Source organism: Streptomyces sp. NPDC045998, assembly GCF_056430285.1.
Genome location: NZ_JBWKLJ010000004.1, coordinates 26,060 through 48,710 on the forward strand (window position 1 = coordinate 26,060; position 22,651 = coordinate 48,710).

Here is a 22,651-nt window from a genome sequence, read left to right on the forward strand (position 1 = left end):
GCGGGTCAGATGGTGACGCCCGCCGAGCGCAGGAACGACGCCGGGTTGATCGCGGAGCCGTAGTTCGGGGTCGTACGGATCTCGAAGTGCAGGTGCGGGCCGGAGGAGTTGCCGGTGTTGCCGGACTTGGCGATGAGCTGGCCGGTCTTCACCTTCGCGCCCACGGAGACGTCGATCTTCGACAGGTGGGCGTACTGCGAGTACGTGCCGTTGGCGTGCTTGATCACGATGGCGTTGCCGTACGCGGGGCCGTCGCCGCCGCCGTTCGGGCCGGCCTTCACGACGACACCGCTGTGCGCGGCCTTGACCGGGGTGCCGACCGGCACGGCGAAGTCCTGGCCGGAGTGCTTGTGGGACCACATGGCGCCGCCCTGGTTGAAGGAGGCGGTCAGGGTGTAGCCGTTGACCGGCTTGACCCAGGAGGCCGTCTTCTTGGCGGCGGCCTTCTTCGTGGCGGCCGCCTTCTTCGCGACCTCGGCGACCTTCGCCGCCTGCGCGGCCTGCGCCGCCTGCTGCGCGGCCGCGGCCTGCTTGGCGGCCTCGGCCTGCTGGGCGACCTTCGACTGGGCTGCGGCCTGCGCGGCGACGGCGGTCGCGGTGTCGATGGCGGGGGCCGCCTGCGCCCCGGCCGCGAACGCAGCACCGGATCCGAACGCCAGCGACGCTCCCATGCCGACGGCGGCGAGGGCGACGGCGGCGTTACGGGTGGGGTGCTTGATGCGCTTCGACATACGGGGAAAGACCTCCGGACAAGAACGGACCCGACGCGAGCGGTGCGCCGGGCGGGTGCTCATCCTTGGTAACCCGGACCCCCATCCCGCCTCAAACCACCCATCTACGACATGCCGTCGTAGCGGTGGGGGTGTGACGTGGACTCTTGACGGCGCGGCAAAAGGCAGGGCGAGAGGGCGGAATGTCCTTGGAAAGCGAGGTTTGTCCGGATGAGGGTGCCCTTGAGCTGGGGCTTTCCCGACGGCCTCGGTGGCCGCACCCGCCCCCGACCCCGTACGGCCGCCGCCCGCCCGCCGAGGGGTGGCCGGGGAAAGGCCGCGGACCGCACTATTCCGCCTAGTACCGCGCCCACCGCCTGTGCGGCTTGTCACGGGCGGCGGGTCGTACGCGTGTCCGTTTCGGGACCAAAGGCCCGGGGGTCCCGGGCGTCAACGCGGTGACGTGGCGGCCCCGGGCGTCCTTCCCAGCCCCACCCGGCTCCGCCATCCTCCTCTCCATGAGCAGACACGTGATGCGCGTGACCGCCCTCGCCCTCGGGCTCGCCGGACTCCTCGGGGGGAGCGCCCTTCCCGCCGGCGCGGGACCCTCCGACACCGGCCTCAAAGGGGCCATCGACACGATCCTCGCCGACCCCCGGCTGGACGGCGGCGCCGCGAGCGTCGTCGTCGCCGACGCCGGGACCGGGGAGACCCTCTACCAGCGCGACGGCGGCGACCGGCTGATGCCCGCCTCCAACACCAAGCTCGTCACCTCCGCCGCCGCCATGGAGCTCCTGGGGCCGGAGTACCGGTTCCGTACGGACGTACTGGCCACCGCCCGCCCCCGGAACGGCGTCCTCCGCGGTGACCTGTACCTGCGCGGTACGGGCGACCCGACCACCCTCGCCAAGGACTACGACGCCCTCGCCGCCCGGGTCGCCGCGTCCGGCGTCCGGTGGGTGGCCGGGCGGCTCGTCGCGGACGACACCCGCTTCGACGCCCACCGGCTGGGGCGCTCCTGGGCCGCCGACGACGAGTCGTCGTACTACTCCGCGCAGACCTCCGCCCTCACGGTCGCCCCGGACACCGACTACGACGCGGGCACGGTCGTCGTCGAGGCCGCCCCGGGCGGCGCGGCGGGCGCCAGGCCGCGGGTGAGCGTGGCACCCCGCACCGACTACGTACGCGTCGACAACCGCGCCACCACCGTGGCCGCCGGCCGGCCCGACACCCTCGCCGTCGAGCGCGAGCACGGCACCAACACGATCGTCGTCAGCGGCGAGATCCCCCTGGGCGCGGCGGCCACCAAGGAGTGGATCACCGTCTGGGAGCCGACCGGCTACGCCGCCGCCGTCTTCGCCGACGCCCTCGCGGCCCACGGCGTACGCGTCGCGGGCGGCCGGCCGCGCCTGGGGGTGCCGACGCCCGACGGCGCGACGGTCCTCGCCTCGCACACCTCCATGCCGCTCAAGGAGCTCATGCGGCCGTTCATGAAGCTGTCCAACAACATGCACGCCGAGGCGCTCACGAAGACGATCGGGTACGAGACCTCGGGCCGCGGCTCGTGGAGCGCGGGCCTCACCGCCATCGGCGCGTACCTGAAGACGGAGGGCGTGGAGCCGGATCAGGTGCGGCAGGCCGACGGGTCCGGGCTGTCGCGGATGAACCTCTTCCCCGCCGCCCAGATCAGCCGGCTGCTCCTCGCCGTCCAGGACGCCCCCTGGTACGCCGACTGGTACGCGTCCCTGCCGGTCGCCTGCGCCCCGGACCGCGCCACGGGCGGCACCCTGCGCACCCGGATGTGCGGTACCCCGGCGGCGATGAACACCCACGCCAAGACCGGCTCGCTGACCGGCGCCTCGGCGCTCTCCGGGTACGTGACCGACGCGGGCGGCCGGCGCCTGGTCTACTCGATCATCCTCAACAACTATCTGGCGCCGTCCGTGAAGGGCGTCGAGGACGCGATCGTGGTGACCCTGGCCCGCTCCGACACGGCCGCCGGGACGATCGCCACGGCGACGCCGGGGCGGCTGCGAACCGCCGAGGCGCCCGGCGACCTCGAATGCTCCTGGCGCAAGCCGCGGGTCTGCTGACCGGAAACGCCGAAGGGGCTGTCCCGTACGGGACAGCCCCTTCTTTCAGCTCTTACCGCTTACGCGTCCTTCGAGAGGTTCGGGCCGGTGCCGCCGGCCGCCTGCTCGATCGGGGGAACGTCGGGCAGCGCCGACTTCTCCTCACCGCGGAAGGTGAACTTCTTCTCCTCACCCTCGCCCTCGGTGTCCACGACCACGATGTGACCGGGGCGCAGCTCGCCGAAGAGGATCTTCTCCGACAGGATGTCCTCGATCTCGCGCTGGATCGTCCGGCGCAGCGGCCGGGCGCCCAGGACCGGGTCGTAGCCCTTCTTCGCCAGCAGCTTCTTGGCGTCACCGCTGAGCTCGATGCCCATGTCGCGGTCCTTCAGACGCTCGTCCACCTTGGCGACCATCAGGTCGACGATCTGGATGATGTCTTCCTGGCTGAGCTGGTGGAAGACGACCGTGTCATCGACACGGTTGAGGAACTCGGGCCGGAAGTGCTGCTTCAGCTCTTCGTTGACCTTCGCCTTCATCCGCTCGTAACCGGTCTTGACGTCACCCTGTGCGGCGAAGCCCAGGTTGAAGCCCTTCGAGATGTCCCGGGTCCCGAGGTTGGTCGTCATGATGATGACCGTGTTCTTGAAGTCCACGACCCGGCCCTGGGAGTCGGTCAGGCGACCGTCCTCCAGGATCTGGAGAAGGGAATTGAAGATATCGGGGTGGGCCTTCTCGACCTCGTCGAAGAGGACGACGGAGAACGGCTTGCGGCGCACCTTCTCGGTGAGCTGGCCGCCCTCTTCGTAACCCACGTATCCGGGCGGGGAACCGAAGAGGCGGGAAACCGTGTGCTTCTCGCTGAACTCCGACATGTCGAGGGAGATCATCGCGTCCTCGTCGCCGAAGAGGAATTCGGCGAGCGTCTTGGACAGCTCGGTCTTACCGACACCGGACGGGCCGGCGAAGATGAACGAGCCACCCGGGCGCTTCGGGTCCTTCAGGCCGGCGCGCGTACGGCGGATCGCCTGCGACAGGGCCTTGATGGCGTCCTTCTGGCCGATGACGCGCTTGTGGAGCTCGTCCTCCATGCGGAGCAGACGCGAGGACTCCTCCTCGGTCAGCTTGAAGACCGGGATGCCGGTGGCGGTCGCGAGGACCTCGGCGATGAGCTCGCCGTCGACCTCGGCGACGACATCCATGTCGCCGGCCTTCCACTCCTTCTCCCGCTTGGCCTTCGCCGCCAGCAGCTGCTTCTCCTTGTCGCGGAGAGAGGCCGCCTTCTCGAAGTCCTGGGAGTCGATCGCGGACTCCTTGTCCCGGCGGACGGCCGCGATCTTCTCGTCGAACTCGCGGAGGTCCGGCGGCGCGGTCATCCGGCGGATGCGCATCCGGGAGCCGGCCTCGTCGATCAGGTCGATCGCCTTGTCCGGCAGGAAGCGGTCCGAGATGTACCGGTCGGCCAGGGTGGCGGCCTGGACCAGCGCCTCGTCCGTGATGGAGACCCGGTGGTGGGCCTCGTACCGGTCGCGCAGGCCCTTGAGGATCTCGATGGTGTGCGGCAGCGACGGCTCCGCGACCTGGATGGGCTGGAAGCGGCGCTCCAGGGCCGCGTCCTTCTCCAGGTACTTGCGGTACTCGTCGAGCGTCGTGGCACCGATGGTCTGCAGCTCACCACGGGCGAGCATCGGCTTCAGGATGGACGCCGCGTCGATCGCGCCCTCGGCGGCACCCGCACCCACCAGGGTGTGGAGCTCGTCGATGAACAGGATGATGTCGCCGCGGGTGCGGATCTCCTTGAGCACCTTCTTCAGGCGCTCCTCGAAGTCACCGCGGTAGCGGGAGCCGGCGACCAGCGCGCCCAGGTCCAGGGTGTAGAGGTGCTTGTCCTTGAGGGTCTCGGGCACCTCGCCCTTGACGATGGCCTGCGCCAGGCCCTCGACGACCGCCGTCTTGCCGACGCCGGGCTCGCCGATGAGGACCGGGTTGTTCTTGGTGCGGCGGGACAGCACCTGCATGACCCGCTCGATCTCCTTCTCGCGCCCGATGACCGGGTCGAGCTTGGACTCACGGGCGGCCTGGGTGAGGTTCCGGCCGAACTGGTCGAGGACCAGGGACGTGGAGGGGGTGCCCTCGGCAGGGCCACCGGCGGTGGCGGCTTCCTTGCCCTGGTAGCCGGAGAGCAGCTGGATGACCTGCTGCCGCACCCGGTTGAGATCGGCGCCCAGCTTCACGAGGACCTGGGCGGCGACACCCTCGCCCTCGCGGATCAGGCCGAGCAGGATGTGCTCGGTGCCGATGTAGTTGTGGCCCAGCTGAAGGGCCTCGCGGAGCGACAGCTCCAGGACCTTCTTGGCACGGGGAGTGAAGGGGATGTGACCCGACGGGGCCTGCTGGCCCTGGCCGATGATCTCCTCCACCTGCTGGCGGACCGCCTCGAGCGAAATCCCGAGGCTCTCCAGGGCCTTAGCGGCGACACCCTCACCCTCGTGGATAAGGCCCAGGAGGATGTGCTCGGTGCCGATGTAGTTGTGGTTGAGCATCCGGGCTTCTTCCTGAGCCAGGACGACAACCCGCCGCGCGCGGTCGGTGAACCTCTCGAACATCGTTAATCGCTCCTCAGAGCGGTCAGGCAGTAGAGGGGTCGGTCCCCTCCCTGTCCTTCCGCAGCTTAGTCCCGCAAGCGGGGACCGCTCATTCCAACTGCCGACACCCGTCTGTGGCCTCCTGACCCGAACGCCGACAAATGCTCCAACCCGATGGTGCGAGACGATGTTCCCGCAGGCCAGGTACTTACCCTCACCGGCAGTACGCCGATGGCGAACGTGAGACGCCCGGACCGTGCGTGTCGCCCCTCCCCACTAGGAATGTCTTACCCGCAGCCACTGACACTCCATGCGGTGAACCCCGGTTCCCTCCGCTAAGGGCGAACACTCTTGCGCCCACCCCCACGTCTGGGCGCCCCCCGGAACGGCACGCTCCGTGATCGTTCTCCTACGGTGCGTAACCCGAGCGGGCGGCAGGGAGTTCCCCCGGTATGGCCTTCACCGTCCCCCTCCCGCGCGTGCCGGCCGACGACGGCGACGACGGCGGCCACGCGCGGTGGTACGCGCACGAGCTCGGCTGGGCCGCCGCCCGCGGCCCGGCGGGGGTGGAGCTGCTGACGGGGCTCCGCTTCGACGTGCTGGAGCTGCCGGCCGCCGCGGGGGCCGCCGTGCTGCGGCGCCTGGGCGGGCACTGGCCGGTCGCCGTCGAAGGGCGCCGGATGCGCATGCTCGTCGCCGCGGGAAGCGCGGAGGAGCTGCCGGGGCTGCTCCAGTGGCTGGAGTGGGGCGGGATCGCCCTGGACCTGACGGTGCTCGGCGCCGGTGGCCGGATGCCCGCTCCCGTCCCCCCGGGGCTGCCCCCGAGGCGGAGTGGCTCCGGCTCGCCCGGCGCCGCCGTGTGGCTGCGCCCTCCCCTGCCGGGGCGTGAGGTGGAGCCGACGCTTCCGGCGCTGCCCTCGCCCGGGGCGGGGCCGGCCGCCGGGACGGCTCCGGGGGACAGGGGGAACGCCCCCTGTCTCGTACGGCTCGTGGACTCGGCGGCGACGGCGTGCCACCGGGTCCGGCTGCTGGGTGCGGGCGACGGGGCCGCACTCAGTGGTTGGCGTCCTCGTACGCCTTCCTGATCTCGGCCGGCACGCGACCGCGGTCGTTCACGTTGTAACCGTTCTCCTTGGCCCACGCGCGGATCTTCGCGGTGTCGGGGCTGCCGCCGGCGGCGACGCGACCCTTGCCACGGCCGCCCGCGGCGCGGCCACCGGTGCGCCGGCCGCTCTTGGTGTACGGCTCGAGCAGGCTGCGGAGCTTGTCCGCGTTGGCGGTGGTGAGGTCGATCTCGTAGGTCTTGCCGTCCAGAGCGAACGTCACCGTCTCGTCCGCCTCGCCACCGTCGAGGTCGTCAACAAGAAGGACCTGAACCTTCTGTGCCACCGGATTTCCTTTCATCGAAAATGCAGTACGCGGAAAGGAAACCGCTTTTCCCTGGAAAACACAAACCCCCGGGAGAGGTTCGGAACCCGGGACAGGCGGGAAACATACGCGATTCGGACATAGGGATCGGTGAGGCTCATCCTCCGATCACAGGTGCAGAAGCATCCGGCTGTTGCCCAAGGTGTTCGGCTTCACTCGTTCGAGACCGAGGAACTCGGCGACGCCCTCGTCATAGGAACGCAGGAGCTCGGCGTAGACATCTCCGGCGACCGGCGTCTCACCGATCTCGACGAAGCCGTGCTTGGAGAAGAAGTCGACTTCGAAGGTCAGGCAGAAAACCCGGCGCACGCCGAGCCAGCGGGCCGTGTCCAGCAACTTCCCCAGCACTTGATGGCCGACACCCGCCCCCCGGAAGTGCGGGTCGACGGCGAGAGTGCGCACTTCGGCGAGGTCTTCCCACATCACGTGGAGAGCGCCGCAGCCGACGACCGTGCCGTCCTCGTCGCGTTCCGCCACCCAGAACTCCTGGATGTCCTCGTAAAGCGTCACCGTCGCTTTGTCGAGCAGGATGCCCTCGGTGACGTACGGATCGACGAGGCGTCGCAGGGCCGCCACATCGCTGGTCCTGGCCCGGCGTACGGTCACGGCTTTCGCGGCGGGATTGGGCGGCGGGGACGGAAGGTCGGTGGAGGACATGAGGGGACGCTATCGCCCGGCGGTGTCCTCGCCGTCGGCACCCCGGCTCTCCCCGGTGTGCGCGGCGCCTTCCACTTCCGCCCGTTCCTGTTCGCCTTGCGGCGGTTCTTCGGCGGTCTCTTCCGGGATGTCGCGTTGCAGGATCCGGATGGCGTCATTCAGCGCCTCGCGCTGCTCCTGCGACATCATGCCGAAGAACGCCACGAGCGCCGCGGCGGGGTTGTCGCTCTTGGACCAGGCTTCGTTCATCAGTGCGGCCGAGTAGGCGGCGCGGGTGGAGACCGCGGTATATCGATAGGCGCGGCCGGAGACTTCCCTGCGCACCCAGCCCTTCTGATGGAGATTGTCCATTACGGTCATGACGGTGGTGTAGGCGATGGACCGTTCCTGCTGGAGATCCTCCAGGACTTCCCGGACGGTGACAGGCCGGTTCCATTGCCAGACGCGGGTCATGACGGCGTCTTCGAGCTCTCCCAATTGACGGGGCACGTCGCCACCATAGTGGGGGATGTCGGAATGACTGGCTATTGACGTATCAAAGGTAACAAAAAGGGCGTACGACGCGTAAGCGGTCGTACGCCCTTGGTTTCCGGCCCGAGGCCCGGGCCCGGCGGGTACGTGTCAGGCGGAGCCGTCCGCCTGGCGGGCGGCCTCGGCGCGGGCGAGGGCCGCGTCGACGGCCGCGTCCTCCTTGGCCTTGTTCTGGCCGCCCTGGCTCTTGACGATCACCACGATGAGGGCGATGAAGAAGGCGGCCATCACCACCGGGGGCAGGAGCGCGGATACGTAGTCCATGGCGTCCAGGGTAACTAGCTCGCCGCCCGCTTCTCGGGCGGGGGCGCCGCGGGTCGCCGGCGCGGCGGGAAGACCTCGGAGGGCTTGGGGACGGGCTTGGGCGCGGGGTCCGGGGCCGGCTTCGGGGAGGGCTGCTGCGCCGCGGCGGCGGTCCGGCCCCGGCCGCCGGGCAGCGCGAGCAGCCGGGTGCGCGGGGCCGGCGCGGTGCGCTGCCCGGCGAGGCGGGCGCGTACGGACTGCTCGGCCAGGCGCCGGCAGCGCTCCAGCAGCGCGGCGGCCACGGCGCCGTGGCGCAGGCCGCGCAGCGCGGCGAGGTCCTCGGGCCCCGGCTCGTACCCGGCCGCCAGGGCGTCCTGGAGCAGCTCCAGGTATCCGGTCGCCGAGCCGGGGAGGGCATCGCGGTACCGCGCGAGGTCCGCGAGCAGGAAGGCGCGCAGCCGCCGGGCCTCGCGGACCGCCTCGTCGACCGAGCCGGCGAGGCGGTGGCAGTCCTGTACGTCCTCGTCGTCGAGCGGGGCGGGGTGAAGGGCATGGGCGAGGGCGCGTCGGAGCACACGCAGCTCGTCTGCGCCGAACGCCAGGCCGCCGCGGGATCCGTATGGCGTGGGCATGAGGTGACGATATGCGCAATTGGGACGAAAGTCGTTTAAGTCGATGGTCACGGCGTGCCCCTGCAGGCCCCCGTCCGCCTGCGGGCCGGGGGCCGATGCGGGCTACATCCGCGAGACGTTGCGCTCGTACACCAGGCGCAGGCCGATCAGGGTCAGCCACGGCTCGTGCTCGTCGATGACCGTGGACTCGCCGAGGACCATCGGGGCCAGGCCGCCCGTGGCGATGACCGTGACGTCGGCCGGGTCGCCGGAGGGGCCGACCAGTTCGCGCTTCATGCGCTGCACGACGCCGTCGACCTGGCCCGCGAAGCCGTACACGATGCCCGCCTGCATCGCCGCCACCGTGTTCTTGCCGATCACGCTGCGCGGGCGGGCCAGCTCGATCTTGCGGAGCTGGGCGCCGCTGACGCCGAGCGCCTCGACGGAGATCTCGATGCCGGGGGCGATCACACCGCCGACGTACTCGCCGCGCGCGCTGACCGCGTCGTACGTCGTCGCCGTGCCGAAGTCGACGACGATCGCCGGGCCGCCGTACAGCTCGACCGCCGCGACCGCGTTGATGATGCGGTCGGCGCCGACCTCCTTGGGGTTGTCCGTGAGGATCGGGACGCCCGTCTTGATGCCCGGCTCGACCAGCACGGCCGGCACGTCGCCGTAGTACCGGCGCGTCACCTCGCGCAGCTCGTGCAGGACGGACGGGACCGTCGAACAGATCGCGATGCCCTCGATGCCGTCACCGAGCTCGTCGCCGAGCAGCGGGTGCATGCCCATCAGGCCCTGCATGAGCACGGCCAGCTCGTCGGCGGTGCGGCGGGCGTCCGTGGAGATGCGCCAGTGCTCGACGATCTCCTCGCCGTCGAACAGGCCGAAGACGGTCTGGGTGTTGCCGACGTCGATCGTGAGCAGCATCAGCCCTGCTCCGCCTCTCGCAGGTCGAGGCCGATGTCGAGGATCGGGGACGAGTGCGTGAGGGCCCCCACCGCGAGGTAGTCCACGCCGGTCGCGGCGTACGCGGCGGCGTTCTCCAGGGTGAGGCGGCCGGAGGACTCCAGGACCGCGCGGCCGCCGACGAGGGTGACGGCCTCCTCGGTCTCGGCCGGCGTGAAGTTGTCCAGCAGGATCAGGTCGGCGCCCGCCTCCAGGACCTCGCGGACCTGGTGGAGGGTGTCCACCTCGACCTCGATCGGCACGTCGGGGAACTGCTCGCGCACGGCCTTGAACGCCTCCGCGACGCCGCCGGCCGCGACGACGTGGTTGTCCTTGACGAGCGCGGCGTCGGACAGCGACATGCGGTGGTTGACGCCGCCGCCGCAGCGCACGGCGTACTTCTCCAGGGCGCGCAGTCCGGGCGTGGTCTTGCGGGTGTCGCGGACCTTCGCCTTGTGGCCCTCCAGGGCGTCCGCCCACGCGCGGGTGGCGGTGGCGATGCCGGAGAGGCGGCACATGATGTTGAGGGCGGAGCGCTCGCCGGTGAGCAGGTCGCGGGTGCGGGTGGTGACGGACAGCAGCTTCTGCCCGGCCTCCACGCGGTCGCCGTCCTCGACGTGCCGCTCGACCGCGAACTCCTGGGTGCAGACCACGGACATGATCGCCTCGGCGATGTGGATGCCCGCGACCACGCCCGCCTCGCGCACGGTGAAGTCGGCGGTGGCGACCGCGTCCTCCGGGACCGTCGCGACGGTGGTGACGTCCACGCCGCCGTCCAGGTCCTCCTCGATCGCGCGGTAGGCGACGTCCTCGACGAGTACGGGGTCGAGACCGGCGTTCACCAGCAGCGCGGCGAGCGCGGGGTCGAGGCCGCACTCGTAGACCTCGTCGTCACCGCCGCAGCCGCAGCCGTCGCCGCAGCCACCGCCGGACGCGGCCGGCGCACCGATGTTGATCAGGGGGACGTCCACGGGCTGCGGGCGTTCTTCGGGCGTGCTCACGGTTACGGCTCCTGGGGGGCTTCGGCGACGGTCGGAGGGAAGTCTTGGGTGTCGGTGGGGCGGACGTCCAGGGTCCGGTCGGGACCGAGCCGTACGACGAGGTGGCGGCGGAACGCCGTGTCGTCGCGGTCCGGGTGGTCCTCGCGCCAATGGCAGCCGCGGGTCTCCTCGCGACGGCGGGCGGCGGCGACGAGCACGCGGGCGACACAGAGGAGGTTCGTGGTCTCCCAGGACTCGACGCCGGGCTCGGCGGCCTTGTGGCCGCCGCTCACCGCCTCGCCGTGGATGGCGTCCAGCCGCTCGGCCGCCTCGGCGAGGCTCGCGGCGGAGCGCAGCACTCCGGCGCCCGCCGTCATGACGTGCTGGAGGGTGGCGCGGCGGGTGGGGTCGAGCAGCGGCAGCAGGGTGGGGGCGGGGTGCGGGACCGGCGTGCGCGACCCGGTCCCGGCGTGCGCGGCGCGGTCCTTCGCGACGGCGTCGGCGATGCGCTCGGCGAAGACCAGGCCCTCCAGGAGGGAGTTCGACGCGAGGCGGTTGGCGCCGTGGACGCCGGTGCAGGCGACCTCGCCGCACGCGTACAGGCCGGGCACGGTGGTGCGGCCGGACAGGTCGGTGCGGACGCCGCCGGAGGCGTAGTGCGCCGCCGGGGCGACCGGGATCGGCTCGGTGACCGGGTCGATGCCGTGGGAGCGGCAGGCGGCGAGGATGGTCGGGAAGCGGGAGGCCCACATCTCGGCACCGAAGTGGCGGGCGTCGAGGTACATGTGGTGGGCGCCCTGCTCGCGCATGCGGCGCATGATGCCCTTGGCGACGATGTCGCGGGGGGCGAGCTCGGCCAGCTCGTGCTGCCCGACCATGAAGCGGACGCCGTCGGCGTCGACCAGGTACGCGCCCTCGCCGCGTACCGCCTCGGAGACGAGGGGCTGCTGGCCCTCCGCCTCGGGTCCGAGGAAGAGGACGGTGGGGTGGAACTGGACGAACTCCAGGTCGCTGACCTCCGCCCCGGCGCGGAGCGCGAGGGCGACACCGTCGCCGGTGGAGACGGCGGGGTTGGTGGTGGCGGAGAAGACCTGGCCCATGCCGCCGGTGGCGAGGACGACCGCCGGGGCGTGGACGGCGCCGACGCCGTCGTGCTGGCCCTCGCCCATGACGTGGAGCGTGACCCCGGCCGTACGGCCTTCGGCGTCGGTGAGGAGGTCCAGCACGAGCGCGTTCTCGATGGTGCGGACGGCGCGGTCGCGGACCGCGTCGACCAGGGCCCGGGAGATCTCGGCGCCCGTCGCGTCGCCGCCCGCGTGCGCGATGCGGCGGCGGTGGTGGCCGCCCTCGCGGGTGAGCTCGATGGTGCCGGCCTCGTCGGTGTCGAACCGCGCGCCGGTGGCGATCAGGCGGCGTACGGCGTCGGGGCCCTCGGTGACCAGGGCGCGGACGGCCTCCTCGTCGCACAGGCCCGCGCCCGCGACGAGCGTGTCGTCGAGGTGCTGCTCCGGGGTGTCGCCCTCGCCGAGGGCCGCGGCGATGCCGCCCTGGGCCCAGCGGGTGGAGCCGGCGTCGAGGCGGGCCTTGGTGACGACGACCGTACGCAGGCCCGCGGCCGTGCAGCGCAGGGCGGCGGTCAGGCCCGCGACGCCGGAGCCGACCACGACGACGTCGGCGTCGATGGCCCAGCCGGGGGCGGGGGCCTGGAGGCGTATGCCGGTCATGCGGGGGCTCCGAAGGTGAGGGGAAGGTTGTCGATGAGCCGGGTCGTGCCGACCTTGGCGGCCACGGCCAGGATCGCCTCCCCGGTGTACTCGTCGGGGACGTCGGTGAAGTCGGCCGGGTCGACCAGGGCGAGGTAGTCGAGGACGAGGGGCGGGGTGCGCTTGGCCGCCTCGTCGAGTACCGCGCGGGCCGCCGCCCGAACCGCGTCCGCGCCGCCCGGACCCGCCGCCGCCAGCGCCGCCACCGCGTGGGCGTCGGCCGCCGCGCGTGACTCGCCCAGCTTGGACAGGGCCGCGGCGCGGCTCTCGGAGGCGGGCAGCGTCTCGGCGCGGGCGCGCAGCGCCACCTGGGCGGCGAGCCGGTCGCGGGCGGCGAAGAGCGCGGCGGAGAGCGCGAGGGCGGTGCGCCGCTCGGGGGGCGACAGGTAGCGGTTGCGGCTGGAGAGGGCCAGGCCGTCGGGCTCGCGGACGGTCTCCACGCCGACGATCTCCACCGGGAAGTTCAGGTCGCGGACCATGCGGCGGATCAGGGCGAGCTGCTGGGCGTCCTTCTGGCCGAAGAACGCCGCGTCGGGGCGGGTGAGGTGGAGGAGCTTGGCGACGACGGTGAGCATGCCGTCGAAGTGGCCGGGGCGGGAGGCGCCCTCCAGCCGCTCGCCCATGGGGCCCGCGGTGATCCGGATCTCGGGCCGTCCGTCGGGGTACATCTCCTCGACGGAGGGGGCGAACACGGCGTCGGCGCCCGCCTGCTCGGCGGTCTTGAGGTCGGCGTCCAGGGTGCGGGGGTAGCGGTCGAGGTCCTCGCCCGCGCCGAACTGGAGCGGGTTCACGAAGACGGTGACCAGGACGTACCCCTGCTTGCCGACGTGCCTGCGGGCGGCGCGGACCAGGGTGGCGTGGCCCTCGTGGAGGGCGCCCATGGTCATGACGACGGCCGTACGGCCCCGGGGCGCGAAGTGGTCGAGGGCGTACCCCAGCTCGTCGCGGGTGGTGATCAGTTCGAAGTCCTGGCTCATCGGCCGCTGTCTCCTTCCGCGCCCTCGGCGCCTTCCTGGCCGGTGGGACCGTCCGCGGACCCGTCCGCGAGGACGTCCAGCAGGTCCTCGGCGAGCTCGGGCTTGAGCAGGCCGGCCGCGAGTGCCCGGTCCGCCGTCGTACGCGCCATGGCGAGGTATCCGGCGACGGCGGCGGGCGCGTGCGCGCGCAGCTCGGTGATGTGGGCCGCGACCGTGCCGGCGTCGCCGCGCGCGACGGGGCCGGTCAGGGCGGCGTCCCCGGAGCGCAGGGCGTTGTCCAGGGCGGCGCCGAGGAGCGGGCCGAGCATCCGGTCGGGGGCGCCGACGCCCGCCTTGCGGAGCAGCTCCATGGACTGGGCCACCAGGGTGACGAGGTGGTTCGCGCCGAGGGCGAGGGCCGCGTGGTAGAGGGGGCGGGCGGCCTCGTCGATCCACTCGGGCTCGCCGCCCATCTCGATGACGAGCGCCTCGGCGGCGAGCCGCAGCTCCTCGGGGGCGGTGACGCCGAAGGAGCAGCCGGCCAGCCGCTGGACGTCGACGGCGGTGCCGGTGAAGGTCATGACGGGGTGCAGGGCGAGCGGCAGCGCTCCGGCGCGGCGGGCCGGGTCGAGCACGGCGGTGCCGTACCGCCCGGAGGTGTGCACCAGGAGCTGCCCGGGGCGTACGGCTCCGGTCTCGGCCAGCCCCTGCACCAGGCCGGGCAGGACGTCGTCGGGGACGGTCAGCAGCACCAGGTCGGCCCGCTCCAGGACCTGCGCGGGCGGGACGAGCGGCACGTCGGGCAGGAACTCGGCGGCGCGCCGCACGGACGCGTCGGAGACGCCCGAGACGGCCACCGGGCGGTGTCCGGCGAGCCGCAGGGCCGCGGCGAGGGCGGGGCCCACCCGGCCGGCGCCTACGACGCCGACGGTGAGCCGGGCGGGGCGGGGTTGCGAAGCGTTCACGCGGGCGACGGCCTTCCGTTCCAGTCCGCGGGGGGTACCGGACGATTTCTGGTCATGCTACGCCAGCGTTTCGTTCCGCTTGCCGACTGTCCACAGGGCGTGACCGGCGGTGTGATGATCGGACCATGAGCGATCAAGGTGACGAGAAGGCGCGGCGGACCGCCGCGTGGCGGGCGTCCGAGAAGGTCCTGTGGCGGTACGCCTCGGAGACGACGCTCGCGGAGCGGCTGAGCGCGCTCGCGCGGGACGCGGGCGGCGTCCACGACCTGTCCGAGCCGGTCGACGTGTACGGCGACCGGGTCGTCGAGACCCTGGAGCGGCGGGTGGCGGCGCTGCTGGGGTTCCCGGCCGCGGCGTACTTCCCCACCGGGACCATGGCGCAGCAGGTGGCGCTGCGGTGCTGGGCGGCGCGCACCGGCAACCCGGTCGTCGCGCTCCACCCGCTGGCGCACCCCGAGGTGCACGAACGCCGCGCCCTCACGGCGCTCACCGGGCTGCGGACCGTCCACCCGACGCGCGCGCCCCGGCTGCCCACCGCCGAGGAGGTCCGGGACCTCGACGAGCCCTTCGGCACGCTGATGCTGGAGCTGCCGCTGCGCGACGCCGGCTTCGTACTGCCGCACTGGGACGAGCTGGTGGCGGTGGTGGAGGCCGCGCGGGAGCGGGATGCGGTGGTGCACTTCGACGGCGCGCGGCTGTGGGAGTGCGCCCCCTGGTTCGGGCGGGAGCTCTCCGAGATAGCGGGACTCGCCGACAGCGTGTACGTCTCCTTCTACAAGTCGCTCGGCGGGCTGTCCGGCGCCGTCCTGGCCGGGCCCGAGCCGCTGGTGGAGGAGGCCCAGGCGTGGCGCCACCGGTACGGGGGCCAGCTGTTCCAGCAGTTCCCGGCGGCGCTGTCGGCGCTGCTGGGCCTGGAGCGGGAGCTGCCGCGGCTGCCGTCGTACGTGGCGCACGCCCGCGTGGTGGCGGAGGCGCTGCGGGAGGGCTTCGCGGGGGCGGCGCCGTGGTTCCGGGTGCACCCGGAGACCCCGCACACGCACCAGTTCCAGGTGTGGCTGCCGTACGAGCCGGAGGCCCTCACGGAGGCGGGCGTCCGCCAGGCCGAGGAGACGGGCGTCACCCTCTTCCGCGCCTGGGCGGACCCGGGCCCGGCCGGTCCGCCGGGCGTCGCGGTCACGGAGGTCATGGTCGCGGCACCGGGCCTGGAGTGGTCGCGCCAGGACGTGGTGGACGCGGCGCGGGACTTCATCGGGCGGGTGTCCGGGCGGTAGTCCGGCCCGACGTCCGGGCCGCCGTCCGGGCCGCACGCGACAGGTGCACCGGCACGCCCCTGAGCACCTTGAGGAAGCGGCGGTGCTCGCGGGCCGCGCGCAGGGCGCGCCAGTCGTGCGCGCCCGGGAGCGGCGGGGGCGGGGTGCCGAGCTGGGCCGAGCGGTAGGTGTCCAGGAGGTGCTGGTGCAGGGCGTTCATGGGCTCCAGGGTCCGCACCCCGCCCCGCTGAGGCGTATCGATTGACGAGGGACGTCAACTGGCGCGATGCAGGGCGGGTCAGCCCTCACCATGGGGGCGTGAGCGTGAGCATCGACATCACGGGCCTGCCGCCCGAGCGCATCGTCTTCGACATCTCGCCCCTCGCCGAGCTGGGCGAGGCCCTGCACGTCCTGTCCGAGCCCGGGCACCACCCCGGGCTGCACGGCTGGGCGACCGCCACCGCCGCCGCGCTCAAGCCGGACCTCGCCGACCGGCTGCACGAGGCGAACTTCCTGTGGACGACGACGTTCTCGGACGTCCACCTGCCGTTCGCCGGAGTGCGGGGCGGCGACGGCCGCACCGGCGCCACGCTCGCCGAGGAGCTCGACCTGCTCGACGCGCTGGACGAGGACCGCTTCCTGACCGCCGCCCTGGAGTTCACCTGCTCCGCGCAGTACCCGGCCGACGGCGCCGTCCGCCCGGAACGCGCCCTGGAACTCGCCGCCAGCCGCGGCCCCCGGCAGCTGGAGTTCACCCGCCGCCTGCTCGCCGACCCCGGGGGCGTACGCGCCTGGCTGCGCCGCCTCTTCGAGGACTGCGACCAGGCCTTCTTCGCCGACACCTGGCGCCGCGTCCAGCCCTCCCTCGCCGCCGACGCCCGCCACAAGACCGAGCTGCTGCGCCGCAAGGGCCTGCCGGAGGCCCTGCGCGCCGTGTCGCCCGCGGTGCGGCTCGACGAGGGCGAGGGCGGGGGCGTGAACGCGGGTGGGGGCGGGGGCGCGAGCGCGGGTGGGGGCGCGGGCGCGGGCGGGAGCAGGGGCGCGGGCGCACGGCGCATCGTGGTCGACAAGCTCACCGACGGCCGGACCACCGCCGCCGGGACCGGGGTCACCTTCGTGCCGTCCAGCTTCGGCTGGCCCCACCTGTGGGTGCTGCACTCCCCCGGCTGGCGCCCCGTCGTCCACTACCCCGTCGGCGCGCCGGAGCTGCCCGGGCCCGCCTCGGTCGAGATGCTCCACCTGCGCATGGAGGCGCTGGCCCACCCCCTGCGCATGCGCATGTGCCGCGAGCTGGCCCGCGCCGCGTACACCAACGGCGAGCTGGCCGAGCTGTACGGCATCACCCCGCCGGAGGTCTCGCGCCACCTCGCCGTCCTGAAGAAGGCCCAGCTCGTCACCGTGCGCCGCCGCGGCCGGTACGTCCTGCACCAGCTGGACGTGGCCGCCGTCGCCCGCATCGGCAGTGACTTCCTGGAGACGGTGCTGCGCTGACGGGCGGGCGCGCGCGGGACGGCGCTCAGCGGCCCCCGGCCCGCACCAGGCCCGTCTCGTACGCGAGGACCACCACCTGCACCCGGTCCCGCAGCCCGAGCTTGGTGAGGATGCGGCCGACGTGCGTCTTGACGGTGGCCTCCGAGAGCACCAGCCGCCCCGCGATCTCACCGTTGGACAGGCCCTGCGCGACGAGCATCATCACCTCGCGCTCCCGCTCGGTGAGCTTCTCCAGGGTCTTGTCGCGCGGGTCCTTGGCGGCGGAGGGCAGCATCGGGGAGAAACGGTCCAGCAGCCGCCGGGTCGTCGACGGCGCGACCACCGCGTCGCCGCTGTGCACGGCCCGGATGGCGCTGAGCAGCTCCCCGGGCGGCACGTCCTTGAGCATGAAGCCGCTGGCGCCCGCCTTCAGGCCGGAGAAGGCGTACTCGTCCAGGTCGAAGGTGGTCAGGATCAGCACGCGCGGCGCGCCCGGCTCGGCGCAGATGCGGCGCGTGGCCTCCACCCCGTCCAGGCGGGGCATCCGTACGTCCATGAGGACGACGTCCACGGCCGTGGACCGCAGGACGTCGATCGCCTCGGCCCCGTCGCCCGCCTCCGCGACGACCTCCATGTCCGGCTGGGCGGCCAGCACCATGCGGAAGCCGGTGCGCAGCAGCACCTGGTCGTCGACGAGCATCACGCGGATGGACATGCGATTCCTTAGGTCCGTACGGATTCAGTGGACTTCAGCGGGCTTCAGTGGGCTTCAGTGGGCTTCAGTGGGCGGGCTTGAGGGGGAGCAGGGCGCTGATCCGGAAGCCGCCGCCGGGCCGGGGCCCGGCGTCCAGCGTGCCGCCGACCATCCCGACGCGCTCGCGCATGCCGATCAGGCCGTGGCCCCGGCCGTCGGCGCCGCCGTCCTCGTACAGCTCGTGCGACGCGCCCCGGCCGTCGTCCTCGACCAGCAGACCGAGTCCGTCGTCGAAGTAGACCAGCCGCACGCTCGCCCCGACGTCCGGGCCGCCGTGCTTGCGGGTGTTGGTGAGCGCCTCCTGGACGATGCGGTACGCGGTGAGCTCGACGCCGCTCGGCAGCGGGCGCGGGGTGCCCTCGATGCGGAAGTCGACGGCGAGGCCCGCGCTGCGGACCTGTTCCACCAGGTCCCCGATCTGCTGGACGTCGGGCTGCGGCACGTAGTCCTCGGAGTCCTGCGGCTCGCCGGTGCGCAGGATGCCGAGCAGCCGGCGCATCTCGGCGAGCGCCTGGCGGCCGGTGGTGGAGATGGTCTCCAGGGCCTGTTTGGCCAGGTCGGGCGAGGTGTCGAGGACGTACGCGGCACCGTCCGCCTGGACGACCATGACGGAGACGTTGTGGGCGACGACGTCGTGCAGCTCGCGGGCGATCCGGGCGCGTTCGGCGGCGACGGCGACCTTGGCCTGGGCCTCGCGCTCCTTCTCCAGGCGGGTGGCGCGCTCCTCCAGCTGTGCGAAGTACGCGCGACGGGTGCGCATCGAGTCGCCGAGCACCCAGGCCAGCACGAAGGGCACGCTCAGCACGACGGTGAAGAACACCTGCCCGGCGGTCGAGACGTTCTCGACGGGCCAGCGCAGCTGCGCCAGCGGGGCCGCGCTCACGCCGCCGACGAGCGCGAGGCGGGACGCCCAGCGCGGGCCGTCGCTCTGCGCGGCCACGGTGTAGATGACGACGAGCATCGCGAAGTCGGCCGGGTTCGTCGCGATGTCGAGCACGAGCTGGGCCACGCCGATGCCGGCGACGAGCAGCAGCATCTTGTCGGGCCAGCGGCGGCGCAGCGCCACAGCTAGACAGAGCAGCAGGACGACCCCGGCGGCCACCAGGGCGGGCTTGGCGCCTACGGGGACCGTGGCCACCCACAGCATGGAGAACCCCAGGAGCATCACAGCCCAGAAGCCGTCGACGCCCGTCGGGTGTCTGCGGATGAAGTCGTAGAGGCGGTGCACGTCACCCAGCGTAGGGAAACGGAATAGGTGCAGGGGTCAACCGGAGGTCCCATCAATGGCAGGGGGCCCTACTCCGCAGGGTGGAGAGGGCAGGGTGGAGAGGGGCAGGACAGGGTGGAGGGGGCGGGGCGGAGAGGCCGGTGGAGACTGGTGCCCGTGACGGATGAGACGGCTCGCACGAGTCAGGGAACCGGCCGGGGGCCGAGTCGGTGGACGGGCTGGCGGGCGGCCGCGGAACGCGCGCTGTACGGGCCCGACGGCTTCTACCTGCGCCCCGAGGGGCCCGCGGGGCACTTCCGTACGTCGGTGCACGCCTCACCGCTGTTCGCCGGGGCGGTCGCCCGGCTGCTGGCGCGGGTCGCGGAGGAGCTCGGCACGGACGAGGTCGCACTGGTGGACGTGGGGGCGGGGCGCGGCGAGCTGCTGACGGGGGTGTTGGCGGCGCTGCCGGCTTCGGCGGCGGACCTTCGCGTACGGGCGTACGCCGTCGAGCGCGCGGCCCGGCCCGAGGGACTGGACCCGCGCGTGGAGTGGGGGCCGGACCTGCCGTCCGGGGTGCGCGGGCTGCTGTTCGCCAACGAGTGGCTCGACAACGTGCCGGTGGACGTCGCCGAAGTGGACGATGCGGGCACGCCCCGGTACGTGGAGGTGGCGCCGGACGGCACCGAGCGGCTGGGCCCGCCGGTCGGGGGGGCCGATGCGGAGTGGCTGGCCCGCTGGTGGCCGCTGCGGGAGCCGGGCGAGCGCGCCGAGATCGGCCGCCCGCGCGACGAGGCCTGGGCACGCGCGGTGGGCCGCCTCGACGCCGGCCTGGCGGTGGCGGTCGACTACGCCCACGTGCGGGAGGCCCGGCCGCCCTTCGGCACGCTGACCGGCTTCCGCGCGGGCCGCGAGGTGGAGCCGGTGCCGGACGGCTCGTGCGACATCACGGCGCACGTGGCGCTGGACGCCTGCGCGGCGACGTGCGGAGCGGGCCCGGTGGAGCTGGTCTCGCAGCGGGAGGCGCTGCGGCGGCTCGGGGTCGCCGGGGGCCGGCCCGCCCTCGACCTGGCGCGGAGCGACCCCGCCGGGTACGTACGCGCCCTCGCCGCTGCCGGGGAGGCCGCGGAGCTCACGGCGCGGGGCGGACTCGGGGACTTCACCTGGCTGCTCCAGCACGTGCCCGGGGAGGGATACTGTCCGGCATGACGGAGACCACGGTCGGCATCGGCGGTGCCGCGGAAAGCACCGACATGGTGCTGAACATCGGGCCCCAGCACCCCTCCACGCACGGCGTGCTGCGCCTGAAGCTCGTGCTGGACGGCGAGCTGATCCAGCATGCCGAGCCGGTCGTCGGCTATATGCACCGCGGCGCGGAGAAGCTCTTCGAGGCGCGCGACTACCGTCAGATCATCATGCTGGCCAACCGCCACGACTGGCTGTCGGCGTTCTCCAACGAGCTCGGTGTCGTCATGGCCGTCGAGCGGATGCTCGGCATGGAGGTCCCGGAGCGCGCCGTGTGGACGCGCACCCTGCTCGCGGAGCTGAACCGGGTGCTCAACCACCTGATGTTCCTCGGCTCGTACCCCCTCGAACTGGGCGGTATCACCCCGATCTTCCACGCCTTCCGCGAGCGCGAGGACCTCCAGCACGTGATGGAGGAGGTCTCCGGCGGCCGGATCCACTACATGTTCAACCGGGTGGGCGGTCTCAAGGAGGACCTGCCCGCCGGCTGGCTCGGCCGGGCCCGGCAGGCGGTGGCGGCGATCCGCTCCCGCATGGACGTGTACGACCGCCTCGTCCTCGGCAACGAGATCTTCCGCGGCCGCACCCGCGGCGTCGGCGTCATGGCGCCCGGGATCGTGCACGCGTACGGCGTCAGCGGCCCGCTGGCCCGCGCGTCCGGTGTCGACTTCGACCTGCGGCGCGACGAGCCGTACCTCGCGTACGGCGACCTCCAGGACACCCTGAAGGTCGTCACCCGCGAGGAGGGCGACTGCCTGGCCCGCTTCGAGTGCCTGCTGGAGCAGACGCACAACTCCCTGGACCTCGCCGACGCCTGCCTCGACCGGCTCGCGGAGCTGCCGCCCGGGCCGATCAACCAGCGGCTGCCGAAGGTCCTGAAGGCGCCGGAGGGCCACACGTACGCCTGGACCGAGAACCCTCTCGGGCTCAACGGCTACTACCTGGTGTCCAAGGGCGACAAGACCCCGTACCGGCTGAAGCTGCGCTCGGCGTCGTACAACAACATCCAGGCGCTGGTGGAGCTGCTGCCGGGGACGCTCGTCGCGGACATGGTGGCGATCCTGGGGTCGTTCTTCTTCGTCGTCGGCGACATCGACAAGTAGCCCGGCCGGGCGGCCGGGGCCGGACCGGCGGTCGAGTGGCCGGGGCCGGACCGGCGGTCAGGAGGCGGCGTCGCGCCGCAGCTCCACCACGTCGAGCTGCTCGGTCTCGTCGTGCGCCGTCAGGTCGATGACCTTGCCGACCGCGCGCTCCTCCCGCCGCCGTACGGCGAGGGCCTCCTCGCCGACGACGTCGGCCAGGTCCTCGTGCTGGACGGCCTCGATGGCCGCCGGGGCCTTCTTCCGCGTCTGGGTGCCGAAGAAGTCGAAGCCGCCCTGGAGGCGCGGCGCCGGACGCCACTGCGCCGCCTGCGGGGCGATCGCGGCGGTCGGCGGGACCGGGCGCATCGCGGACGCGGCACCGGGGCCCTCGGGCTCCTCGGCATCCGGGGCCTCGGCCTCGTGGGCGGCGGCCTCCGGGGCCTCGGCCTCGTGGGTGGCGGGCTGGTGGGCGTCGGCGGCGGTGGGTGTGTCGGCGGCGGCCTCGTCGGCGGCGGCGGGCGCCTCCGACACGGGTGCCTCGGCCGCGGGTGCCTCCGGGGACCGCCGCCCGGCGTGCCCGGCCTCCTGGGCGGCGGCGTTCCGCGCGAGGTTCTCCAGCGCCCTGGCGGCCTGGAGGTACGCGGCCGGGGTCGGCGTCGAGGCCGCGGCGGGCAGCTCCCGGGCGGTCCGGGCGGCCGGTGCCGCGGCCTCCAGCGCGAGCTGCCGGCGGCCCTCCAGCGCGCTGGCCCGCTCGGTCTCGGCGGTGGCGTACCGGCGCAGCAGCCCGGCGTGCTCGTTGCGCAGCCCCGCCAGCTCGACGCGCTTGGCCCGCAGCTTCGCCTCCAGCCGGACGCGCAGCTCGCGCGACTCCTCCAGGTCCGCCTCCAGCTCCGCGATCCGCTCCTCGGTGCGCCACTGGTCGCCCGCCCGGGCCCGGGTCAGCTCGGCGACACGCCGGCCGGCCGCCCGGTCCCAACTGCGCATCAGGACGGCTCCGGTGACGGCCCCCACGGCGGCGGCGGCCGCCAGCAGCCGCAGGACCAGCGGATCCGCGAAGAGCCAGGCGCCTCCGGCACAGAGAACCGACGCGCCGGCGACCGCCGACGGCGGCAGCAGCCGGTGCAGGGGTGGGGAATGGCGGTGGCGTCCACGTGGCATGGCCTGAAATTTACCGTGCGTAGACTCCGTTTGGGG

22 protein-coding genes are annotated in these 22,651 nt (G+C 73.1%); 6 read left to right on the forward strand and 16 right to left on the reverse strand.

The window, feature by feature from the left end; all coding sequences use genetic code 11:
• Nucleotides 1–5: 5 nt before the first annotated feature.
• Complete coding sequence (locus AC07FJ_RS13100; protein WP_479048407.1) at nucleotides 6–731, reverse strand: M23 family metallopeptidase; 726 nt, start codon at nucleotides 729–731, stop codon at nucleotides 6–8.
• A 497-nt stretch (nucleotides 732–1,228) separates the two neighbouring features.
• Here AC07FJ_RS13100 and dacB point away from each other — a divergent pair, with 497 nt between their 5' ends.
• A complete protein-coding gene (gene dacB / locus AC07FJ_RS13105) occupies nucleotides 1,229–2,803 on the forward strand; it encodes a D-alanyl-D-alanine carboxypeptidase/D-alanyl-D-alanine endopeptidase (protein WP_479048409.1) in 1,575 nt (524 codons plus the stop codon).
• Nucleotides 2,804–2,862: 59 nt separating this feature from the next.
• On the opposite strand, the gene AC07FJ_RS13110 is transcribed toward dacB, so the two are convergent.
• Nucleotides 2,863–5,388 carry an ATP-dependent Clp protease ATP-binding subunit gene (locus tag AC07FJ_RS13110; RefSeq protein ID WP_468287336.1) on the reverse strand — a complete coding sequence of 842 codons (2,526 nt, stop codon included), beginning with the start codon at nucleotides 5,386–5,388 and terminating at the stop codon, nucleotides 2,863–2,865.
• A 431-nt stretch (nucleotides 5,389–5,819) separates the two neighbouring features.
• Here AC07FJ_RS13110 and AC07FJ_RS13115 point away from each other — a divergent pair, with 431 nt between their 5' ends.
• Nucleotides 5,820–6,452: an SCO3374 family protein gene (locus tag AC07FJ_RS13115; protein ID WP_479048411.1), complete on the forward strand. Its 633-nt coding sequence runs from the start codon at nucleotides 5,820–5,822 to the stop codon at nucleotides 6,450–6,452.
• On the opposite strand, the gene AC07FJ_RS13120 is transcribed toward AC07FJ_RS13115, so the two are convergent.
• The 10 genes from AC07FJ_RS13120 to AC07FJ_RS13165 all read right to left on the reverse strand — a co-directional run bounded on the left by AC07FJ_RS13120 (nucleotide 6,421) and on the right by AC07FJ_RS13165 (nucleotide 14,449).
• Nucleotides 6,421–6,756: a histone-like nucleoid-structuring protein Lsr2 gene (locus AC07FJ_RS13120; protein ID WP_361428534.1), complete on the reverse strand. Its 336-nt coding sequence runs from the start codon at nucleotides 6,754–6,756 to the stop codon at nucleotides 6,421–6,423. The genes AC07FJ_RS13115 and AC07FJ_RS13120 overlap by 32 nt on opposite strands.
• A 147-nt stretch (nucleotides 6,757–6,903) precedes the next feature.
• Nucleotides 6,904–7,452, reverse strand: coding sequence for an amino-acid N-acetyltransferase (locus tag AC07FJ_RS13125; RefSeq protein WP_468287330.1), 549 nt, complete (start codon nucleotides 7,450–7,452; stop codon nucleotides 6,904–6,906).
• Nucleotides 7,453–7,461: 9 nt separating this feature from the next.
• Complete coding sequence (locus AC07FJ_RS13130; protein WP_479048414.1) at nucleotides 7,462–7,941, reverse strand: BlaI/MecI/CopY family transcriptional regulator; 480 nt, start codon at nucleotides 7,939–7,941, stop codon at nucleotides 7,462–7,464.
• A 132-nt stretch (nucleotides 7,942–8,073) separates the two neighbouring features.
• On the reverse strand, nucleotides 8,074–8,247 hold the full coding sequence (locus tag AC07FJ_RS13135; protein ID WP_361428540.1) for a hypothetical protein: 174 nt from the start codon (nucleotides 8,245–8,247) through the stop codon (nucleotides 8,074–8,076).
• Between the two features lie 14 nt (nucleotides 8,248–8,261).
• Nucleotides 8,262–8,828, reverse strand: a complete 567-nt coding sequence (locus AC07FJ_RS13140; RefSeq protein WP_479049484.1) for a hypothetical protein — start codon at nucleotides 8,826–8,828, stop codon at nucleotides 8,262–8,264.
• Nucleotides 8,829–8,960: 132 nt separating this feature from the next.
• Entirely contained in the window at nucleotides 8,961–9,767 is an 807-nt protein-coding gene (locus tag AC07FJ_RS13145) for a type III pantothenate kinase (RefSeq protein WP_361428542.1), read from the reverse strand.
• On the reverse strand, nucleotides 9,767–10,786 hold the full coding sequence (gene nadC / locus AC07FJ_RS13150) for a carboxylating nicotinate-nucleotide diphosphorylase (protein ID WP_479048417.1): 1,020 nt from the start codon (nucleotides 10,784–10,786) through the stop codon (nucleotides 9,767–9,769). The genes AC07FJ_RS13145 and nadC overlap by 1 nt, the downstream gene beginning before the upstream one ends.
• 2 nt (nucleotides 10,787–10,788) lie before the next feature.
• Nucleotides 10,789–12,489 (reverse strand): L-aspartate oxidase, encoded by a 1,701-nt coding sequence (locus tag AC07FJ_RS13155; protein ID WP_479048418.1) that lies wholly within the window; start codon nucleotides 12,487–12,489, stop codon nucleotides 10,789–10,791.
• Nucleotides 12,486–13,505: a pantoate--beta-alanine ligase gene (panC, locus tag AC07FJ_RS13160; RefSeq protein WP_479048420.1), complete on the reverse strand. Its 1,020-nt coding sequence runs from the start codon at nucleotides 13,503–13,505 to the stop codon at nucleotides 12,486–12,488. The genes AC07FJ_RS13155 and panC overlap by 4 nt, the downstream gene beginning before the upstream one ends.
• On the reverse strand, nucleotides 13,502–14,449 hold the full coding sequence (locus AC07FJ_RS13165) for a Rossmann-like and DUF2520 domain-containing protein (protein WP_479048423.1): 948 nt from the start codon (nucleotides 14,447–14,449) through the stop codon (nucleotides 13,502–13,504). The genes panC and AC07FJ_RS13165 overlap by 4 nt, the downstream gene beginning before the upstream one ends.
• Nucleotides 14,450–14,574: 125 nt before the next feature.
• On the opposite strand from AC07FJ_RS13165, the gene AC07FJ_RS13170 reads away from it, so the two are divergent.
• Nucleotides 14,575–15,720 (forward strand): threonine aldolase family protein, encoded by a 1,146-nt coding sequence (locus AC07FJ_RS13170; RefSeq protein ID WP_479048425.1) that lies wholly within the window; start codon nucleotides 14,575–14,577, stop codon nucleotides 15,718–15,720.
• Here the strand turns inward: AC07FJ_RS13170 and AC07FJ_RS13175 are convergent.
• The gene (locus AC07FJ_RS13175; protein ID WP_479048427.1) at nucleotides 15,695–15,919 is read right to left on the reverse strand and encodes a hypothetical protein; all 225 of its coding nucleotides are present in this window, start codon (nucleotides 15,917–15,919) and stop codon (nucleotides 15,695–15,697) included. The two genes, AC07FJ_RS13170 and AC07FJ_RS13175, sit on opposite strands and share 26 nt — an antisense overlap.
• A gap of 104 nt (nucleotides 15,920–16,023) precedes the next feature.
• On the opposite strand from AC07FJ_RS13175, the gene AC07FJ_RS13180 reads away from it, so the two are divergent.
• Nucleotides 16,024–17,190: a DUF5937 family protein gene (locus AC07FJ_RS13180; protein WP_479049486.1), complete on the forward strand. Its 1,167-nt coding sequence runs from the start codon at nucleotides 16,024–16,026 to the stop codon at nucleotides 17,188–17,190.
• A 25-nt stretch (nucleotides 17,191–17,215) separates the two neighbouring features.
• Here AC07FJ_RS13180 and AC07FJ_RS13185 read toward each other — a convergent pair whose 3' ends face one another.
• Both AC07FJ_RS13185 and AC07FJ_RS13190 read right to left on the reverse strand, forming a co-directional pair.
• A complete protein-coding gene (locus AC07FJ_RS13185) occupies nucleotides 17,216–17,884 on the reverse strand; it encodes a response regulator transcription factor (RefSeq protein WP_361428554.1) in 669 nt (222 codons plus the stop codon).
• 64 nt (nucleotides 17,885–17,948) lie between these two features.
• On the reverse strand, nucleotides 17,949–19,151 hold the full coding sequence (locus AC07FJ_RS13190; protein ID WP_479048429.1) for a sensor histidine kinase: 1,203 nt from the start codon (nucleotides 19,149–19,151) through the stop codon (nucleotides 17,949–17,951).
• A 150-nt stretch (nucleotides 19,152–19,301) separates the two neighbouring features.
• Here AC07FJ_RS13190 and AC07FJ_RS13195 point away from each other — a divergent pair, with 150 nt between their 5' ends.
• Nucleotides 19,302–20,339, forward strand: a complete 1,038-nt coding sequence (locus tag AC07FJ_RS13195) for an SAM-dependent methyltransferase (RefSeq protein ID WP_479048431.1) — start codon at nucleotides 19,302–19,304, stop codon at nucleotides 20,337–20,339.
• Nucleotides 20,336–21,478 (forward strand): NADH-quinone oxidoreductase subunit D, encoded by a 1,143-nt coding sequence (locus AC07FJ_RS13200; protein ID WP_361428558.1) that lies wholly within the window; start codon nucleotides 20,336–20,338, stop codon nucleotides 21,476–21,478. The genes AC07FJ_RS13195 and AC07FJ_RS13200 overlap by 4 nt, the downstream gene beginning before the upstream one ends.
• Before the next feature lie 57 nt (nucleotides 21,479–21,535).
• On the opposite strand, the gene AC07FJ_RS13205 is transcribed toward AC07FJ_RS13200, so the two are convergent.
• Complete coding sequence (locus tag AC07FJ_RS13205; RefSeq protein WP_479048433.1) at nucleotides 21,536–22,615, reverse strand: hypothetical protein; 1,080 nt, start codon at nucleotides 22,613–22,615, stop codon at nucleotides 21,536–21,538.
• Nucleotides 22,616–22,651: the final 36 nt, after the last annotated feature.

Bases quoted from the DNA above. Each gene is read 5' to 3' on its own strand.
- AC07FJ_RS13110 (WP_468287336.1), bottom strand. From the start codon at position 5,388: ATGTTCGAGAGGTTCACCGACCGCGCGCGGCGGGTTGTCGTCCTGGCT.
- AC07FJ_RS13205 (WP_479048433.1), bottom strand. From the start codon at position 22,615: ATGCCACGTGGACGCCACCGCCATTCCCCACCCCTGCACCGGCTGCTG.
- dacB (WP_479048409.1), top strand. From the start codon at position 1,229: ATGAGCAGACACGTGATGCGCGTGACCGCCCTCGCCCTCGGGCTCGCC.
- AC07FJ_RS13155 (WP_479048418.1), bottom strand. From the start codon at position 12,489: ATGACCGGCATACGCCTCCAGGCCCCCGCCCCCGGCTGGGCCATCGAC.
- AC07FJ_RS13175 (WP_479048427.1), bottom strand. From the start codon at position 15,919: ATGAACGCCCTGCACCAGCACCTCCTGGACACCTACCGCTCGGCCCAG.
- AC07FJ_RS13185 (WP_361428554.1), bottom strand. From the start codon at position 17,884: ATGTCCATCCGCGTGATGCTCGTCGACGACCAGGTGCTGCTGCGCACC.
- AC07FJ_RS13200 (WP_361428558.1), top strand. From the start codon at position 20,336: ATGACGGAGACCACGGTCGGCATCGGCGGTGCCGCGGAAAGCACCGAC.
- AC07FJ_RS13135 (WP_361428540.1), bottom strand. From the start codon at position 8,247: ATGGACTACGTATCCGCGCTCCTGCCCCCGGTGGTGATGGCCGCCTTC.
- panC (WP_479048420.1), bottom strand. From the start codon at position 13,505: ATGAGCCAGGACTTCGAACTGATCACCACCCGCGACGAGCTGGGGTAC.
- AC07FJ_RS13145 (WP_361428542.1), bottom strand. From the start codon at position 9,767: ATGCTGCTCACGATCGACGTCGGCAACACCCAGACCGTCTTCGGCCTG.
- AC07FJ_RS13115 (WP_479048411.1), top strand. From the start codon at position 5,820: ATGGCCTTCACCGTCCCCCTCCCGCGCGTGCCGGCCGACGACGGCGAC.
- AC07FJ_RS13125 (WP_468287330.1), bottom strand. From the start codon at position 7,452: ATGTCCTCCACCGACCTTCCGTCCCCGCCGCCCAATCCCGCCGCGAAA.
- AC07FJ_RS13100 (WP_479048407.1), bottom strand. From the start codon at position 731: ATGTCGAAGCGCATCAAGCACCCCACCCGTAACGCCGCCGTCGCCCTC.
- AC07FJ_RS13170 (WP_479048425.1), top strand. From the start codon at position 14,575: ATGAGCGATCAAGGTGACGAGAAGGCGCGGCGGACCGCCGCGTGGCGG.